This is a genomic window from Aeromicrobium sp. REDSEA-S38_B2 (assembly GCF_001628525.1).
GTDB lineage: Bacteria > Actinomycetota > Actinomycetes > Propionibacteriales > Nocardioidaceae > Aeromicrobium > Aeromicrobium erythreum.
This window is the reverse complement of sequence record NZ_LUNH01000102.1, coordinates 21,262-36,458: the sequence shown is the minus strand read 5'-3', so window position 1 is coordinate 36,458 and position 15,197 is coordinate 21,262. Positions and strand designations below refer to the sequence as shown.

The following is a 15,197-nucleotide window of genomic DNA, read 5'->3' as shown; positions in this document are numbered from 1 at the left end:
GGAGTCGCCCGCCGAGTCCGACACCCCCGCCCCCGCCGAGGACGAGCCGGTCGACGGCGACGCCCGCGAGGAGGAGGCCGACGCGGCCGGGGCCGTCGAGGCCAAGGCCACGTCCGACGAGGCCGGCGCCCCGACGCCGGACCCGGAGCCCGAGCCGGGCGACGCCGTCGACCCCGAGGTCGAGTCGGTTCCCGAGGGCGGCGAGGAGTCGCCCGCCGAGGCCGACACCCCCGCCCCCGCCGAGGACGAGCCCGTCGACGGCGACGCCCGTGAGGAGGAGGCCGACGCGGCCGGCGTCGACGGCAACCCTGATCCCGAGTCCGACGACGTGGCGCCGCTGAGCGACGCGAACCCGTCGGGCCGGGGCGTCACGGAGGCGGCCACGGAGCTGGCGAAGGACGACGAGGAGCCGAAGGCCTGACGGTCGAGGTCACCTGAGCCGAGAGGGCGCCCGCACAGCGCGGGCGCCCTCTCGTCGTCTCGGCTACCGCTGGGGCGCGAGGGCGTGGTCGACGGCGTCGGTGGGGCGCCCCTGCCACACCGGTCCGTGGCCCGGCGCGATCGTGTCGACGTCGAGGTCGCGGAACCGCTCGAGGGAGCGGGCGGCGAGCGTGGGGTCGGTGGCGAAGAAGCCGGGCAGCTGCTGCGGACCTCGACGCGACGTGGTGGCGTGGGCGGTCACGATCGCGTCGCCCGTCACGAGCACGCCGGCGTCAGCCAGCAGGAACGCCGTGTGCCCGCTCGTGTGGCCCGGGGTGTGGACGGGGACGGGCCGGCCGGGCAGGTCGAGCGGACCCTCGCCCGTCCACGTCTGCGCGTGCGGGGCGGTCACGTGCGCCGTGCCGCCTGCCCGGGTGATGCGCGCGGCCCACAGCGCCGTGCGGGGTCGCCAGGCCCGGCGGGCGACGTCGAGCGGGGTGGCCGACTCGTGCCGCTCCCCGCGCACGTTCGCCAGCTCGTCCTCGTGCACCAGCACCGGCACGCCATGCTCCTGCCACCACCGCTCGATGCTGCCGACGTGGTCGACGTGGGCGTGGGTCACGAGCACGGCGGCGACGTCGCCAGGCTCGCGGCCGAGCGCCCGCACCGACGCGTCGAGCCGGTCGGCGTCGCCGGGGTAGCCGGTGTCGATGACCGTCAGCGCGTCACCGTCCTGCAGGAGCAGCCAGTTGACGTCGGTCCCGGTGGCGAGGTGCACGCCGTCGGCGACCTGGATCGGACTCGTCATGGCTCGATGCTCCCCCTGAGCGTGACGTTCGCGGGCCAGAAACGCCGGTCCGACCCCGCGAACGTCACGCTCAGCGGGGATGGGGCGCGAGGGGGCGGGTGGTCAGGTGGCGCAGGGGGCGTCGCCCAGGGCGGCGAGGCCGGCGCGGTCGCCCGGGCCCCAGGAGGATCGGGGGCTGCTCGGGTGCATGAGCTCCCCGAGGTCGTCGACGTGGTCGAGCCCCAGCACGTGGGCGAGCTCGTGCATGAGCACGCCGGTCGCGACCTCGCCGCCGCTGCCGCCGTCGACGAGGTCGGGCGTGTCGAGCATGACCTCGCCGGTCACGTACCGCCGCACCCCGTCGCGCTCGATCCACGTGCTGCCGCCGAGGCCGGCCACCCGACCTTCGAGCTCCTCGACCTCGTCGGCGTCCGTCCAGCTGACCTGCACCGGACGCCAGCCGTCGCCGTCCTCAGGGTCGTCGAGGTGCGTCTGGGGAGGGTCGTCGGTGCGGCCCACGACCCTGACGTCGAGCCCCGACGCCTCGCGCACCTCGGCGACGGCCCGCTCGAGCACCGCGTCGGCGTCGTCGGGCGCGAGCCGCTCGTTGACCACCAGCCGCACGGGCGTGCACGGGTCGTAGGCGACCGGGGTCTCGCCGTCCGCCTGCGTCTGCAGGAAGGCGTACGACCCACCGCCCGGCAGGGTGCGGGTCTCGCCCTCCGACGCCACCCGACCGTCCGGGAACGTCACGCCGGTGCTCTCCGGGGCCACGACGATCCAGCCCATCAGCCCGGCCAGGAGCGCGACGAGCACGCCGACGGCGAGGACGGCCCGTCGACGCGGGTCGTGCCGCCAGCCCACCGATCCACTCACGGGTCCAGCATGGCAGCCGCAGGCCCGCCGCTCAGGCGGGCAGCAGCGGGAGCGCCTCGGCCCCCGCCGAGAAGGTGAAGCCGTCGGGACCCTCGTGGCGCTCGAGGACGCTGACGTACCAGGTGCCGGGACCCGGCGCCGTGAGCGTGACCCGGTCGGGCGCGCTCTCGTGGTCCGCCCACGTGGTCACGACGCCGCCGCGGGCGTCCCGCGCAGCCTCGGGCGAGCGGTAGTAGGCCAGGACGTAGACCCGGTGCTCCGCGGCGGCGACGTGGACACTGCCGTCGAGGACACCGGCCGGGCGAGCGTGGCGCTCACGACGGGTGGCACGGTCGCCACGTCGTGGCGTCGGCACGATCGACACGGTGTCCTCCCTCTGGGGCCCACCCCTGGACGGCCCCACCTCGATACAACCGCACCGATCACGGGAACGGAAGCCGCTCGCGGATAAAACATTGCGGAAGGTGCCGAAATGACTCGATCGGGCTACGGAATCAGTCGCCAGGTGCTAGACGCGGGGACGCGCGCCGCGCACGGCGATGCACCGCTCGGCGACCGCCCGGCCCGACTCGAGCGCGCCCCGCACGTCGCGGGGGCCAGGGCGCAGCCAGCACGCGAGGAAGCCGGCCGCGAAGGCGTCGCCCGCGCCGGTCGTGTCGACCACGGAGGTCCGCGGCGCCGTCACCTGCTCCCGGCGCTCCACCCCGTCGACGTCACCGAGGAAGGCCGCCCCCATCGACCCGAGCGTCACCACGACACCGCCGAAGCGGGTGGCCAGGTGGTCGAGGTCGATCTGGGGACCGCGCGAGTCGACGAGCACCCGCGCCTCGTCGAGGTTCGGGAAGACGAGGTCGGCCCCGTCGACCCAGTCGAGGAAGGTCGGGCCGCCGCACGCGCGCAGGAAGGAGACCGTGCTCGGGTCGACGCTGACGCCGGCACCGCGCGCCCGCGCCTGCGCGACGAGCCCGAGTGCGGTCGACCGGGTGCCCTCGTCGAAGAACGAGTAGCCGGTCAGGTGCAGCCAGGTGACGCCGTCCCACACGTCGGCTCCGACGTCGTCGGGCGAGAGCCCCCCCACCCGGCCGACGAAGCGGGTGGGCACGCCCAGCTCTCCCAGCCACGCCGCGACGTTGGCCGCCGAGCCGCCGGGCGCCATGCGGATGGTGGCGGGGGTGTCGCTCGCAGGCGTGACCTCCGTCAGCGGTCGCACGCTGATGTCGTCGACCACGTCGCCGACGACGAGCACCGTCACGGGCTAGAGCTCCGCCCAGGCGGTGGCGATCTCGGCCGCGACCCGGATGTTGTTCTCGACGATGCGCAGGTTGACGGCGAGGCTGTCGCCCTCCGTGAGCTCGACGATCGTCGAGAGCAGGAACGGCGTCACCTCCTTGCCCTCGATGCCCTTCTCCTCGCAGCGGCGCAGGGCCTCGGCCAGGGCGCGGTCGTGCAGGTCGGGGTCGAGCTGCTGGTCGAACGGCAGCGGGTTCGCCACCACGATCGCCGTGCAGAGCTCGAGCTGCTCGCGTGCCTCCATGACCCCGGCGACGGCCGGACCGTCGGGCACCGTCCAGTCGAGGGTCTCGCCCGACGAGCGCAGCCAGAAGCTCGGGAACTCGTCGGTGCCGTAGCCGAGCACCGTCACGCCGAGGGTCTCGAGCCGCTCCAACGTGGCGCCGATGTCGAGCACCGACTTGACGCCCGCGGACACGACCGTGATCGGCACCTCAGACAGCGCCTTCAGGTCGTTGGACTCGTCGAAGGAGGTGTCCGCACCACGGTGCACACCACCGAGGCCGCCGGTCGCGAAGACCCGCACGCCTGCGTGGTCGGCGATGAACGACGTGGCCGCGACCGTGGTCGCGCCGCTGCCGCCCCGCGCCAGCACGACCGGGAGGTCGCGCATGCTCAGCTTCGGCACGTCCTCGGACGCGATCCGCTCGAGCTCGGCGTCGCTCAGGCCGGCCTTGAGCTGCCCGTCGAGCACGGCGATGGTCGCCGGCACGACGCCCGCGTCGCGCAGCTGCTGCTCGAAGCGGCGCGCGGCGGCGAGGTTGTCCGGCCGGGGCAGGCCGTGGGAGATGATCGTCGACTCCAGCGCCACGACCGGCCGGCCGGCGGCGAGGGCGTCGGAGACCTCGGGACTGATGGAGAGGGGTAGCGACATGCTGGCTCGTGCTTCGGGTCTAGATGCTCGTCTGGTGGAAGTTGGCGTGCGACCGCGACGCCGTCGGGCCGCGCTGGCCCTGGTACCGGGAGCCGTACGCGGCGGAGCCGTAGGGGTGCTCCGCGGCGGACGTCAGCCGGAAGAAGCAGAGCTGGCCGATCTTCATGCCCGGGTAGAGCTTGATCGGCAGCGTGGCGACGTTGGCCAGCTCCAGCGTCACGTGCCCCGAGAACCCGGGGTCGATGAAGCCGGCCGTCGAGTGCGTGAGGAGTCCGAGGCGACCGAGGGACGACTTGCCCTCCAGGCGCGCCGCGACGTCGTCGGGCAGGGTGACGAGCTCGAACGTGGACCCCAGGACGAACTCGCCGGGGTGCAGCACGAAGGTCTCGTCGCCGGCCACCTCGACCGGGCGCGTCAGGTCCGACTGGTCGGCCGCGGGGTCGATGTGCGGGTACTTGTGGTTGTCGAAGACGCGGAAGAACTTGTCGAGCCGCACGTCGATGCTCGACGGCTGGATCATGGTGCGCTCGAACGGGTCCAGGCTCACCCGTCCGGCGTCGATCTCGGCCAGGATGTCGCGGTCGCTCAGCAGCACGGCAGCAACCTAACCCATCAGGAGGGCGCGGACGTACGGCGACGCTCCTGCCGGACGCCGACGACCACGAGGGCGCCGACGGCGAGGGCGACGACCAGCGTCGCGACGCCCCACGCGAGGCCGTAGTCGCCGGTCAGCAGGGTGGGGTTGTCGGGCTTGCCGCCCTGCCCCGACAGCACGTTGGCGACCGCCACGGTCACGAGCGCCCAGCCGGCGAGCAGCAGCAGGGACGGGGTGCGGGTGGCCGGCGGGAGGAGCCGGCCGAGCAGCACACCCACGACGACGGTCAGGGGCGCCAGGACGAGGTCGTGCACGAGCACGGCGCCCCCGGCCCAGACGAGCACCGAGACCAGGCCGTCGGGCCGGTCGAGCAGCAGGAGGACGCCCCACACGATCGCGGCGACCCCCGGCAGCGCGAGGAGCAGACGAGCGGCCCTCATGCGCGGACCTCCAACGTCCGTACCCACTTGGTCTGCAGCACGCCGGGCCGGTTGGGCGCGATGATGCGGCACGGGAAGCCGTGGTCGAGGTCGAGCGGCTCGCCCTCGAGCTCGAGCGCGAGCAGCGTGCGGTGGTCCTCGACGAACACGGCGGGCAGCTCGCTGCGCGCGAACGCGCCACGGGTCTGCATCGACGTGACGCGGACCGTGGACGCCGCCGGCGCCCCGACCAGCGCGAGCAGGTCGCGCACGGCCACCCCCGTCCAGGTGGCGCTGCGGCTCCAGCCCTCGACGCAGGCGATGGGCAGGCGGTGCGTGCGCTGCGGCAGGGCGGCGAGCTCGGCCCGGCTCAGCGTGACGCTGCGGTCGCCGTGCACGACCTCGAGCCGGAACTCGGCGTCGGTGGCGGCCTCGACGGCGCCGGCGGCGCGGGCCGTGCGGTTGATCGGCAGCCCCTGCGGGCCCGTCCCGTCGCGCACCGCGAGCACCGACACGCGGCGCAGCCACGGCACGCTCTGCCCGACGGTGAGCACGGTCGCCACGGCTGACGCGCCGAGCGCGGTCGCCAGCACGGCGCGACGTCCGGGAGCACCGGCGCGCTCGACGTCGGGCTCCGTCTCGGGCGCGAAGGCCTGGCGGACGACCGGCAGCTTGACCGCCACGTGCACGAGGATGCTGCCGACCGCGATCCAGGCCACGGCCTCGTGCGCCGGGCGGAACGAGAACGACCACGGGTACCACTGCACGACGTTGAGCAGCCCGCTGACGAGCTGGAACAGCGCCGAGGCCACGAGGACGGCGATGGAGCCGCGCTCGAGGGCGTGCAGCGCGAGGCGGCGGACGTCGGCCGGCGGTCGCGCGAACAGCCGCGGGAAGACCGACCACAGCTTCACCAGCAGCAGCGGCACGCAGGCGATCCCCGTGGCGACGTGCAGACCTTGCGTCCACCGGTAGAGCGACGCGGGGCGGGGCCCGATCGGGGCCCAGGACGGCGGGTCGTACTGCAGGTGGCTCCACATCCCGGTGAGGAAGCAGATGCCGAATGCCACGCCGAGCCAGGTGCCGACCCGCGCCGTGAGCCGTGGGCCCCGCGCGCGGGCCTCGAAGTCCTCGACGCGGGGCAGGCGCACGATCCTCAGCCCCGGACCGGCCGGTGCAGCTCGGCCACCCAGCGGCCGTCCGCCTGCAACGTGCGGGTGTGGACGAGGTGGGCGCGGTCGGCCAGGTAGCTGACCGCGTCGAGACCGACGACGGCCCACTCGAACGGTGCGCCCAGGCGACCGTCGACCAGCAGCCGTCGACTCTCCTGCAGGATCCCGCCGTTCTCGCGCACCTCGACGAGCACCGAGCCCCCGGGCGCGACGAGCTCGCCGACCCGCCGCAGCAGCCGCGCCGGACGCCCGCCGATGCCGATGTTGCCGTCGGCGAGCAGCGCGTGCTGCCAGCGGCCCTCGCCGGGGAGCCGGTCGAACACGTCGCGCCGGAGCACGACGGAACCACGCGCCTTCGCCAGGCCGAGCGCCGCACGCGACGTGTCGACACCCAGAGCGTCGACCCCGCGCAGCAGGAGGGCGTGCACGAGGCGGCCCGGACCGCAGCCGAGGTCGAGCGTCGGTCCCGAGCAGGGGTCGACGAACAGGGCGTGGTCGGCGTCGTCCGCGTCGGCCGCCCACCGGTGCACCGCCAGGTGCTCCTCCACCCCGGCGTCGTCGACGAAGCGCGAGTCGTCGGAGGTGAAGACCGCGTCGAACGTGGCGTCGTCCAGGCTCATGCCCCTGCTCCTGCCGTCGTGGACCGGTCGACCGCTCTGGCGAACCGCGACCCCGGGAGGTCGCTGGCGACCGACTGCGCGTCGGGCCACTCGTCGACGTCGCACAGCGCGCGCAGCAGCTCGACGTCGCCGAGCGCGGCGCGGGTCAGCTCGCCGGTGTCGTCGCGCGACATCGGCACGCCGCGCAGGGCGTCGGCGCGGCGCGGGTCGGGCAGGCCGAGGAGCCACCAGCCGCCGTCGTCGGCCGGTCCGAGCACCTGCCGTCCCTCGACGACGGCGTTCCCCGCGGCCACGAGGTCGTCCGGTGCCACCTGGGGGGTGTCCATGCCGATCTGCACCGTGCCGCGACCGTGCACGCCGGCGTCGGCGTGCGCGTGGGCGAGACGCTCGCCGAAGTCGTCGCCACGCTGGGGTACGACGATGGTGCGCTCGAGGGCGGCCCGGACGTCGTCCGCCCGGGCGGCGCTGGCGACCTCGCCGGTCATCGCGACCACCACCGGCCAGCCCGTGACCGCACGGGCGGCCTGCACGGCGTCGAGGGTGTCGAGCAGGGCGGCGGCGGCCACGTCCGCGGCGGCGTCGGGCCCGACGACCCGGCCGAGGCGGGTCTTGGCGAGCCCGGGCACGGGGGCCTTGGCGACGACGAGCAGCACCGGGCCGGTCGACGGCGGCTCGAGCGGCGCGGGCGTCATCGCAGCACCTTCGCGAAGTCCTGGACGACCCGGGCGGTGCCCTTGACCGACCCCGACACCTTCGACCGCGTGCCGGCCGCGCGCGGTCGGTAGTCGACGTCGACCTCACGGACCGTCCAGCCCGCGCGGGACGCCTTGACCATGAGCTCCAGCGGGTAGCCGAAGCGACGGTCGCGCACGTCGAGGTCGAGGAGGTCCTGGCGACGACAGACCCGCATGGGCGCGAGGTCGTGGATGCCGAAGCCGCTCGAGCGGCGGATCCAGGTGGCGAGGGCGAGCGTGCCGGCGCGTGCGTGCCAGGGCCAGACGCCCCGGGCGACCGGCCGACGTCGACCCACGGCCATGGTGACGCCCTCGGTGCGCACGGCGTCGAGCATCGGCAGGAGGTCGGCGAGCCGCATCGAGTCGTCGCCGTCGATCACGGCCACGTACTCCGCCTCGGCCGCCTCGACGCCGGCGTGCACCGCTGCGCCGTACCCCGGGCGGGACTCGTGCACCACGACCGCGCCGAGCGAGCGGGCGACGTCGGCGGTGCCGTCGGTGGAGCCGTTGTCGACCACGACGACCCGCAGACCCGCGGGGACGTCGGCGAGGACGAGCGGCAGGGCCGCTGCCTCGTCGCGACACGGCACCACCACGTCGCACGTCACGCCTGCATCGACCATCCCCCGAAACTACGGGCGATGGCACGACCCCGCACGTCAACCAGCGGCCCTGCGGCGCGGTCACGGTCGGGCTAGCGTGGCGCCATGCAGGCCCGCCCCCGCCCGGCCGTCGTGTCGGCGCTCGTCGGACTCGTGCTCGTCGTCGCGGCCATGGTCGTGCCGCTGCTGCTCGACGAGGACGTGCGCGTGCACTTCCCGCCGCTGCACGCGTGGTGGGGTCCACGGCTCGACCCGCTCCTGCTCGTGGCGGTCGCGGCCGGGGTGCTGCTGTGGTCGGCGCTGCCGCGTCTGCGCCTCGAGCTGCCCTGGCGCGTCGTGGTCGTGCTGACGACCTTCGCGGGATGGCTCTGGACGTGCGCGCTCGGGCTGAGCGACGGTCGCTACGGGTTCGCCCGCGTCTACGGCCGCACGAGCGAGTACCCGCACGACGCGCAGACCGTGCGCGACGTGCCCGCGATGCTGCGGGAGTTCGTCGAGCGGATCCCGTCGTCGGCGCCCGACAACTGGCACACGCACGTGGCCGGGCACCCGCCGGGCGCGCTCCTCTCGTTCGTGCTGCTCGACCGGCTGGGCGTCCAGGACCCGTTCTGGATCGCGATGGTCGTGGTGACGGTGGGCGCGACGTCCGTGGCCGCCGTGCTGCTGACGCTCGACCTGCTCGGCACCCGCGACCTCGCCCGGCGGGCCGCGCCGTGGCTCGCCCTCGCGCCCCTCGTGGTGTGGGCGGGGGTCAGCGCCGACTGGTACTTCGCCGCCGTGGCCGCCTGGGGCCTGTACCTGCTGGCCCGCGCGGCGACGTCGCGTGGTCCGCGGGCCTGGGCGCAGGGCGTCGCGGCGGGTCTGCTGCTGGGCTGGTGCGTCTACCTCTCCTACGGCCTCGTGCTGCTCGGCGTCCTCGCGCTCACGGTGCTGTGGCTGGCCACGAGGACGACCCGCGCGGGCGGGCAGGTCGCGTCGGCTCCGGCGCTCGGCTGGCGGGCGCTGCCGTGGGCACTGGGCGGCGCGCTCGTGGTGACGGCGGTCTTCTCGGCCTTCGGCTTCCACTGGTGGGAGGCGTACCCGGTCCTGCGCGAGCGCTACTACGACGGCATCGCGTCGGAGCGCTCCTACGGCTACTGGGTGTGGGCGAACATCGCGGCGTGGACGTGCACGGCGGGCCTCGCCGTGTGGGCCGCGTTCCCCGCCACCGCCGACGCCGTGCGACGCCGGGTGCCCCTGGCGGTGCTCGCGGCGGGCGGCCTCGCCACGATCGCGCTCGCGACGTTGTCGGGCATGAGCAAGGCGGAGGTCGAGCGGATCTGGCTGCCGTTCACGATCTGGGTCGTGGCGGTGCCCGCCCTGCTGCCCGACCGCTGGCAGCGCCCCCTGCTCGCGTCGCAGCTCGTGGTCGCGCTCCTCGCCCAGACCCTGCTCATCACCCGCTGGTGACGCCCACCCTCCCCTGACCGTGACGGTCAGCGACGCCGGAGGGGGTCGGTGGCCAGCCGGGCGATGCCGTCCTCCGGGGCGATCTCGGCCCGGAAGCCGAGCCCCTCGGCCGCCTTGTCGGGCGAGGCGAGGACGTGCCGGACGTCGAACACGCGGGCGTCGCCCGTGACCACGGGCTCCGGGCCGTCGACCGCGCGGGACAGCACCCGCGCCATGTCCCCGATCGTGAACGGCCGCCCCGACGCGACGTTGTAGGGCGTGACGCCCACGGGGTGCCCGGCCACCGTCTCGACGGCCAGCGCGTTCGCGAGCGCGACGTCGTCGACGTGCACGAAGTCGCGCACCTGCCGGCCGTCCTCGAAGACGCGCGGCGCCTCGCCGCGCTCCAGCGCCGACCGGAAGATCGCCGCCACGCCCGAGTAGGGGGTGTCCGCGGGCATGCCCGGGCCGTACACGTTGTGGTATCGCAGGGCCACCGCGCGGCCCGACTGCAGCGTGCACCACGCGTCGGCGAAGTACTCCTGGGCGATCTTCGAGGCCGCGTACGACGTGCGCGGACGGATCGGCGCGTCCTCGGTGACCCGGCGCCACGTGACGTCGCCGCCGCAGACGGGGCAGCGCGGGTCGAAGCGGCCGGCCGCCAGGTCGTCCTCCCGGCGCACCGCGGGGGGCACGTCGCCGTGCTCGGGGCAGTCGTAGCGGCCGTCGCCGTAGACGACCATCGACGACGCGAGCACCAACCGGTCGACCCCCACGCGGGCCATCGCCGCGAGGAGCCGGGCGGTGCCGAGGTCGTTGTGCGCCGCGTAGTCGGGAAGGTCCTGCGCGTCGACGCCGTTGCCGACCATCGCGGCCTGGTGGCACACGACGTCGATCCCGTCGAGGACGGCGTCGAGCTGGGCCTCGGTGGCGTCGCGCAGGTCGAGCAGGTGCACGTCGGACGGCGCGGTGTCGCGAGCGCCCGGTCCGTGGGCCATCGGCAGGTAGGCGTCGAGACGGACCACCTCGTGCCCGCGCTCGGCGAGCCGCAGGCGCAGTCGCGCTCGCCGAGGGTGCCGACGACCGTCGCGAGCGTCGACTTGAGCGTGTCGGTGTGCTCGCGGAACACCTGGAAGACGGCCTCCATGCTGACGGCCTCGCCGTGACCACCGGCACCGTCGTCGACGCCTGCGTCGTGGTCGGTGACGAGCGCGACGGTGGCGTAGCAGAGGGCCAGCTCCCGGGCCAGGACCGCCTCGGGGTGCCCGGTCATGTTCACCACCGCCCAGCCCTGGTCGGCGTACCAGCGCGACTCGGCGCGCGTGGAGAAGCGCGGACCCTCGATGACGACCATGGCGCCGCCGTCGGTGGGCTGCTGGTCGGCGAGGCCGTCGAGGAGGTGGCTGCGCAGACGCTCGCAGTAGGGGTCGGCGAACGAGACGTGCACGGCGCCGGTGTCGTAGTAGGTCTGCATGCGCCCGCTCGTGCGGTCGACGAGCTGGTCGGGGACGACGAAGCTGCCGGGACCGAGCTCGGGCCGCAGCCCGCCGACGGCGCACGGTGCCAGCACCTGACGGACGCCGAGCGAGCGCAGCGCCCACAGGTTCGCGCGGTACGGCACCCGGTGTGCGGGATAGCGGTGGTCGGCGCCGTGCCGCGGCAGGAACGCGACCGTGCGGTCCCCGACCTGGCCGATCGAGACGGGCGCCGACGGCGGGCCGTAGGGCGTGTCCACGTCGACCTGCTCGGGGTCCTCCAGGAACGTGTAGAAGCCGGATCCGCCGATCACGGCGACGTCGGGGGTACTCATCCCCTCACCCTGGCAGCGCCGGGGGTCGGGCGCATCCCTGCGGCCCGCTCAGCGCAGCGAGGCGAGGAGCTCCTCGACACGGGTGCGGATCTCGTCGCGGATCGGCCTCACGGCGTCGATGCCCTGGCCCGCGGGGTCGTCGAGCACCCAGTCCTCGTACCGCCTGCCGACGTAGAAGGGGCACTCGTCGCCGCACCCCATGGTCACGACGACGTCGGCCGCGACGACGGCGTCGTCGGTGAGGACCTTCGGCTGCTGGCCGGCGATGTCGACACCGAGCTCGGCCATGGCCTCGACGGCCACGGGGTTCACCTGGTCGGCGGGTGCGGAACCGGCCGACAGCACCTCCACGTCGTCGCCGCCGAGCTCGCGCAGGAAGCCGGCGGCCATCTGGGAGCGTCCGGCGTTGTGCACGCAGACGAACAGGACGGTGGGACGGGCACGGCTCATCGGGGGGACTCCTCGGAGGGGTAGAAGCGACGCGCCCAGAGCGCGACGTGGACGAGACCCACCAGGACGGGGACCTCGACGAGCGGGCCGACGACGCCGGCGAGCGCCTGGCCTGAGGTCACCCCGAACGTGCCCACGGCGACTGCGATGGCGAGCTCGAAGTTGTTGCCCGCGGCGGTGAAGGCGACCGTCGTGCTCTTGGCGTACCCGAGGCGCAGCGCGCGTCCGAGCAGCATCCCGAGCGCGAACGTCAGGGCGAAGTAGACGAGCAGCGGCAGCGCGACGCGTGCGACGTCGAGCGGCCGGCTCGCGATCGCGTCGCCCTGCAGCGCGAACAGCACGACGATCGTGAACAGGAGGCCGTAGAGCGCCCAGGGGCCGAGCCGCGGGAGGAACCTCGACTCGTACCAGTCACGACCTCGCGCCCGCTCGCCGAGGGTCCGGGTGGCCCAGCCCGCGAGGAGCGGGACGCCGAGGAACACCACGACGCTGAGGGTGATCGCCGTGAACGAGAACTCCGCCGACGTGGTCTCGAGCCCGAGCCAGCCCGGCAGCACCTGCAGGTAGAACCAGCCGAGCGCCCCGAACGCGACGACCTGGAAGACGGAGTTGACGGCGACGAGCACGGCGGCCGCCTCGCGGTCGCCGCAGGCGAGGTCGTTCCAGATGAGCACCATCGCGATGCAGCGCGCGAGGCCGACGATCACGAGCCCGGTGCGCAGCTCCGGCAGGTCGGGCAGGAACAGCCACGCGAGCGCGAACATGAGGGCCGGTCCGACGACCCAGTTCAGGACGAGCGAGGCGGCGAGGAGCCGCCGGTCGCCGGTGACCCGCGACGTCTCGTCGTAGCGGACCTTCGCGAGCACCGGGTACATCATCACGAGCAGCCCGACCGCGATCGGCAGCGACACGGAGCCCACCGACACCGCCTCGAGCGCGGAGTCGAGCCCCTCGACGGTGCGGCCGAGGAGCAGCCCGAGCGCCATGGCCAGCACGATCCAGACGGGCAGCAGCCGGTCGAGCCGCGACAGCCGCTCCACCGGGGGTGCCGGGCTGGACGACGTGGTGCCGAGGCGCTGCTGCACGGCCGCTCCTTCGTCGAGACAGATAGATCGACGGACATCGATGGAGGGAGCGTAGCGGGTCCTGGGGCATACTCGCCGGGTGACCTCCTCGCCGCTTCCGACCACGGCCTCGGCCTGTGGCGGGACGCTGGCGTCGACGCCGCTCGAGCGCGAGGAGGCGGTCGAGCTGGCCCGCACCTTCAAGGCGCTCGCCGACCCCAACCGCGTGCGGCTGCTGTCGCTCGTGGCCGCGCACCAGGGCGGCGAGGCCTGCGTCTGCGACATCACCGGCCCGGTCGGGCTCAGCCAGGCGACCGTCTCCCACCACCTCAAGGTGCTGGTGGAGGCGGGGCTCCTCTCCCGGGAGCAGCGCGGGACGTGGGCCTTCTACTCCGTCGTCCCGGGGGCGCTGGGGCGCGTCGCGCGACTGCTCGACGGAGTCGACGGGCGTGACGTACGGCTCTGACGCTCAGTGGCCACCGAGCCGACCGGTCAGGCGCTCGTGCCGCTCCGCGCTCGCCGGGTCGAGCCCGACGATGTCGACGTTCGAGCCACGCCGGGCGTACTTCGTCGTGATCGCGTCGAGCGCGGCCACCGTCGAGGCGTCCCAGACCCGCGCGTCCGAGAGGTCGACGACGACGCGCGCCGGGTCGTCGGCGTAGTCGAACCGCGTGTACAGCTCGTTGCTCGAGGCGAAGAACAGCTGCCCGGTGACACGGTAGGTGGCGGTCGTGGTCCCGTCGGCGTCGCTGGAGACGGTGCGCTCGACGTCGGTCAGGTGCGCGACGCGGCGGGCGAAGAGCGTCATGGCCGCCAGGACGCCCACGACGACGCCGATCGCCAGGTTGTGGGTGAGCACGGTGCCGAGCACGGTGACGAGCATGACCGCCGTCTCGCTGCGGGGCATGCGTCGCAACGTGGCCGGACGCACGGAGTGCCAGTCGAAGGTGCCGACCGACACCATCATCATGACGGCGACGAGCGCGGCCATGGGGATGAGGGCGACGACGTCGCCGAACCCGACGACCAGCACGAGCAGGAACACTCCCGCGAGGAACGTGGAGATCCGCGTGCGCGCACCCGAGACCTTCACGTTGATCATCGTCTGGCCGATCATGGCGCAGCCGCCCATACCCCCGAAGAAGCCGGTGATGACGTTGGCGGCTCCCTGGCCGACCGCCTCGCGCGTCTTGTCGGAGGGGGTGTCGGTGATGTCGTCGACGAGCTTGGCGGTGAGCAGCGACTCGAGCAGACCCACGACGGCCATCGCGAGGGCGTAGGGCGCGATGATGCGGAGGGTGTCGAGCGTCAGGGGGACGTCGGGGAGGAACCACGACGGCAGGCTGTCGGGCAGGGTGCCCTGGTCGCCGACGTCGGGCACGGTGATCGACGCGAGCAGGGTGAAGCCGGTGAGCGCGACGATCGCGACCAGCGGTGCCGGGACCACGGCGTTGACGCGCGGGAAGCCGACGATGACGGCGATGCCGACCGCCACCATCGGGTAGACGAGCCACGGCACGTCGACGAGGTGCGTCAGCTGGGCTTGGAAGATGAGGATGGCAAGGGCGTTGACGAACCCGACCATGACCGATCGCGGGACGAACCGCATGAGCCGGGCGACGCCGACGAGCGCCAGCACCACCTGGATCGCGCCGCCCAGGAGCACGGTGGCGATCAGGTAGTCGTAGCCGTGCTCCCGCATCACCGGCGCGATGACGAGGGCGATCGCGCCGGTGGCGGCGGAGATCATCGCGGGACGGCCCCCGAGGAAGGAGATCGCGACGGCCATCGTGAACGACGCGAACAGCCCGACGCGGGGGTCGACGCCGGCGATGATCGAGAACGAGATCGCCTCCGGGATCAGCGCGAGCGCGACCACGAGCCCGGCGAGTACCTCGGTGCGCAGGACCCGGGGGCTGCGCAGGGCGGCGCGGACGGTGGTCGGCTCGTGGACCGGGACGGCGGTGGACGACATGGGGCTCCTGGGCGCGCGACGGTCGGCGCCTGGTCGGGGAGGTGGTGGGGAGGGCCCGGGCGCGGCGTGCGGCACCATGGG

General features: G+C 74.1%; 17 protein-coding genes and 2 pseudogenes. 3 read left to right on the top strand and 16 right to left on the bottom strand.

Annotation, left to right across the window (positions count from 1 at the left end):
• Nucleotides 1–421, top strand: a pseudogene (locus A6Q81_RS16635) (hypothetical protein); the annotation flags it as partial.
• Between the two features lie 63 nt (nucleotides 422–484).
• Here A6Q81_RS16635 and A6Q81_RS16630 read toward each other — a convergent pair.
• The 11 genes from A6Q81_RS16630 to A6Q81_RS16580 all read right to left on the bottom strand — a co-directional run bounded on the left by A6Q81_RS16630 (nucleotide 485) and on the right by A6Q81_RS16580 (nucleotide 8,410).
• Nucleotides 485–1,228, bottom strand: coding sequence for an MBL fold metallo-hydrolase (locus tag A6Q81_RS16630; protein ID WP_286691159.1), 744 nt, complete (start codon nucleotides 1,226–1,228; stop codon nucleotides 485–487).
• Between the two features lie 102 nt (nucleotides 1,229–1,330).
• A complete protein-coding gene (locus tag A6Q81_RS16625) occupies nucleotides 1,331–2,083 on the bottom strand; it encodes a hypothetical protein (protein ID WP_286691158.1) in 753 nt (250 codons plus the stop codon).
• 31 nt (nucleotides 2,084–2,114) lie between these two features.
• Nucleotides 2,115–2,447: a hypothetical protein gene (locus tag A6Q81_RS16620; RefSeq protein WP_253025632.1), complete on the bottom strand. Its 333-nt coding sequence runs from the start codon at nucleotides 2,445–2,447 to the stop codon at nucleotides 2,115–2,117.
• Between the two features lie 144 nt (nucleotides 2,448–2,591).
• Nucleotides 2,592–3,335 (bottom strand): carbohydrate kinase family protein, encoded by a 744-nt coding sequence (locus A6Q81_RS16615; RefSeq protein WP_286691157.1) that lies wholly within the window; start codon nucleotides 3,333–3,335, stop codon nucleotides 2,592–2,594.
• A 3-nt stretch (nucleotides 3,336–3,338) separates the two neighbouring features.
• Nucleotides 3,339–4,247, bottom strand: a complete 909-nt coding sequence (locus tag A6Q81_RS16610) for a pseudouridine-5'-phosphate glycosidase (protein WP_286691156.1) — start codon at nucleotides 4,245–4,247, stop codon at nucleotides 3,339–3,341.
• A gap of 19 nt (nucleotides 4,248–4,266) precedes the next feature.
• On the bottom strand, nucleotides 4,267–4,842 hold the full coding sequence (dcd, locus tag A6Q81_RS16605) for a dCTP deaminase (protein WP_253025638.1): 576 nt from the start codon (nucleotides 4,840–4,842) through the stop codon (nucleotides 4,267–4,269).
• Nucleotides 4,843–4,859: 17 nt separating this feature from the next.
• Nucleotides 4,860–5,282 (bottom strand): hypothetical protein, encoded by a 423-nt coding sequence (locus A6Q81_RS16600; protein WP_286691155.1) that lies wholly within the window; start codon nucleotides 5,280–5,282, stop codon nucleotides 4,860–4,862.
• Entirely contained in the window at nucleotides 5,279–6,412 is a 1,134-nt protein-coding gene (locus tag A6Q81_RS16595; RefSeq protein ID WP_286691154.1) for a molybdopterin-dependent oxidoreductase, read from the bottom strand. Before A6Q81_RS16595 ends, A6Q81_RS16600 begins: the two co-directional genes overlap by 4 nt.
• A 5-nt stretch (nucleotides 6,413–6,417) precedes the next feature.
• Nucleotides 6,418–7,053 (bottom strand): methyltransferase domain-containing protein, encoded by a 636-nt coding sequence (locus A6Q81_RS16590; RefSeq protein ID WP_286691153.1) that lies wholly within the window; start codon nucleotides 7,051–7,053, stop codon nucleotides 6,418–6,420.
• Nucleotides 7,050–7,745 (bottom strand): TIGR04282 family arsenosugar biosynthesis glycosyltransferase, encoded by a 696-nt coding sequence (locus A6Q81_RS16585; protein ID WP_286691152.1) that lies wholly within the window; start codon nucleotides 7,743–7,745, stop codon nucleotides 7,050–7,052. Before A6Q81_RS16585 ends, A6Q81_RS16590 begins: the two co-directional genes overlap by 4 nt.
• On the bottom strand, nucleotides 7,742–8,410 hold the full coding sequence (locus tag A6Q81_RS16580) for a glycosyltransferase family 2 protein (RefSeq protein ID WP_067853338.1): 669 nt from the start codon (nucleotides 8,408–8,410) through the stop codon (nucleotides 7,742–7,744). The genes A6Q81_RS16585 and A6Q81_RS16580 overlap by 4 nt, the downstream gene beginning before the upstream one ends.
• A gap of 84 nt (nucleotides 8,411–8,494) precedes the next feature.
• Between A6Q81_RS16580 and A6Q81_RS16575 the strand changes: the two genes are divergently transcribed.
• Entirely contained in the window at nucleotides 8,495–9,838 is a 1,344-nt protein-coding gene (locus A6Q81_RS16575) for a hypothetical protein (RefSeq protein ID WP_286691151.1), read from the top strand.
• A 26-nt stretch (nucleotides 9,839–9,864) separates the two neighbouring features.
• Here A6Q81_RS16575 and A6Q81_RS16570 read toward each other — a convergent pair whose 3' ends face one another.
• The 4 genes and pseudogenes from A6Q81_RS16570 to arsB all read right to left on the bottom strand — a co-directional run bounded on the left by A6Q81_RS16570 (nucleotide 9,865) and on the right by arsB (nucleotide 13,162).
• Nucleotides 9,865–10,842, bottom strand: coding sequence for an NAD-dependent epimerase/dehydratase family protein (locus tag A6Q81_RS16570; RefSeq protein ID WP_286691150.1), 978 nt, complete (start codon nucleotides 10,840–10,842; stop codon nucleotides 9,865–9,867).
• A gap of 53 nt (nucleotides 10,843–10,895) precedes the next feature.
• Nucleotides 10,896–11,627, bottom strand: a pseudogene (locus tag A6Q81_RS16565) (S-methyl-5'-thioadenosine phosphorylase); the annotation flags it as partial.
• Nucleotides 11,628–11,675: 48 nt separating this feature from the next.
• Nucleotides 11,676–12,077 (bottom strand): arsenate reductase ArsC, encoded by a 402-nt coding sequence (locus A6Q81_RS16560; RefSeq protein ID WP_286691149.1) that lies wholly within the window; start codon nucleotides 12,075–12,077, stop codon nucleotides 11,676–11,678.
• Nucleotides 12,074–13,162 (bottom strand): ACR3 family arsenite efflux transporter, encoded by a 1,089-nt coding sequence (arsB, locus tag A6Q81_RS16555; protein WP_286691148.1) that lies wholly within the window; start codon nucleotides 13,160–13,162, stop codon nucleotides 12,074–12,076. The genes A6Q81_RS16560 and arsB overlap by 4 nt, the downstream gene beginning before the upstream one ends.
• 79 nt (nucleotides 13,163–13,241) lie before the next feature.
• Here arsB and A6Q81_RS16550 point away from each other — a divergent pair, with 79 nt between their 5' ends.
• Nucleotides 13,242–13,607, top strand: coding sequence for an ArsR/SmtB family transcription factor (locus tag A6Q81_RS16550; RefSeq protein WP_502692835.1), 366 nt, complete (start codon nucleotides 13,242–13,244; stop codon nucleotides 13,605–13,607).
• A gap of 3 nt (nucleotides 13,608–13,610) precedes the next feature.
• Here the strand turns inward: A6Q81_RS16550 and A6Q81_RS16545 are convergent, their stop codons facing one another.
• Nucleotides 13,611–15,116: a SulP family inorganic anion transporter gene (locus tag A6Q81_RS16545; protein WP_286691147.1), complete on the bottom strand. Its 1,506-nt coding sequence runs from the start codon at nucleotides 15,114–15,116 to the stop codon at nucleotides 13,611–13,613.
• Nucleotides 15,117–15,197: the final 81 nt, after the last annotated feature.

Excerpts from the sequence above, each read along its gene's own strand:
- A6Q81_RS16580 (WP_067853338.1), bottom strand. The coding sequence starts at position 8,410 with ATGGTCGATGCAGGCGTGACGTGCGACGTGGTGGTGCCGTGTCGCGAC.
- A6Q81_RS16560 (WP_286691149.1), bottom strand. The coding sequence starts at position 12,077 with ATGAGCCGTGCCCGTCCCACCGTCCTGTTCGTCTGCGTGCACAACGCC.
- A6Q81_RS16600 (WP_286691155.1), bottom strand. The coding sequence starts at position 5,282 with ATGAGGGCCGCTCGTCTGCTCCTCGCGCTGCCGGGGGTCGCCGCGATC.
- A6Q81_RS16585 (WP_286691152.1), bottom strand. The coding sequence starts at position 7,745 with ATGACGCCCGCGCCGCTCGAGCCGCCGTCGACCGGCCCGGTGCTGCTC.
- A6Q81_RS16590 (WP_286691153.1), bottom strand. The coding sequence starts at position 7,053 with ATGAGCCTGGACGACGCCACGTTCGACGCGGTCTTCACCTCCGACGAC.
- A6Q81_RS16545 (WP_286691147.1), bottom strand. The coding sequence starts at position 15,116 with ATGTCGTCCACCGCCGTCCCGGTCCACGAGCCGACCACCGTCCGCGCC.
- A6Q81_RS16575 (WP_286691151.1), top strand. The coding sequence starts at position 8,495 with ATGCAGGCCCGCCCCCGCCCGGCCGTCGTGTCGGCGCTCGTCGGACTC.
- A6Q81_RS16610 (WP_286691156.1), bottom strand. The coding sequence starts at position 4,247 with ATGTCGCTACCCCTCTCCATCAGTCCCGAGGTCTCCGACGCCCTCGCC.
- A6Q81_RS16630 (WP_286691159.1), bottom strand. The coding sequence starts at position 1,228 with ATGACGAGTCCGATCCAGGTCGCCGACGGCGTGCACCTCGCCACCGGG.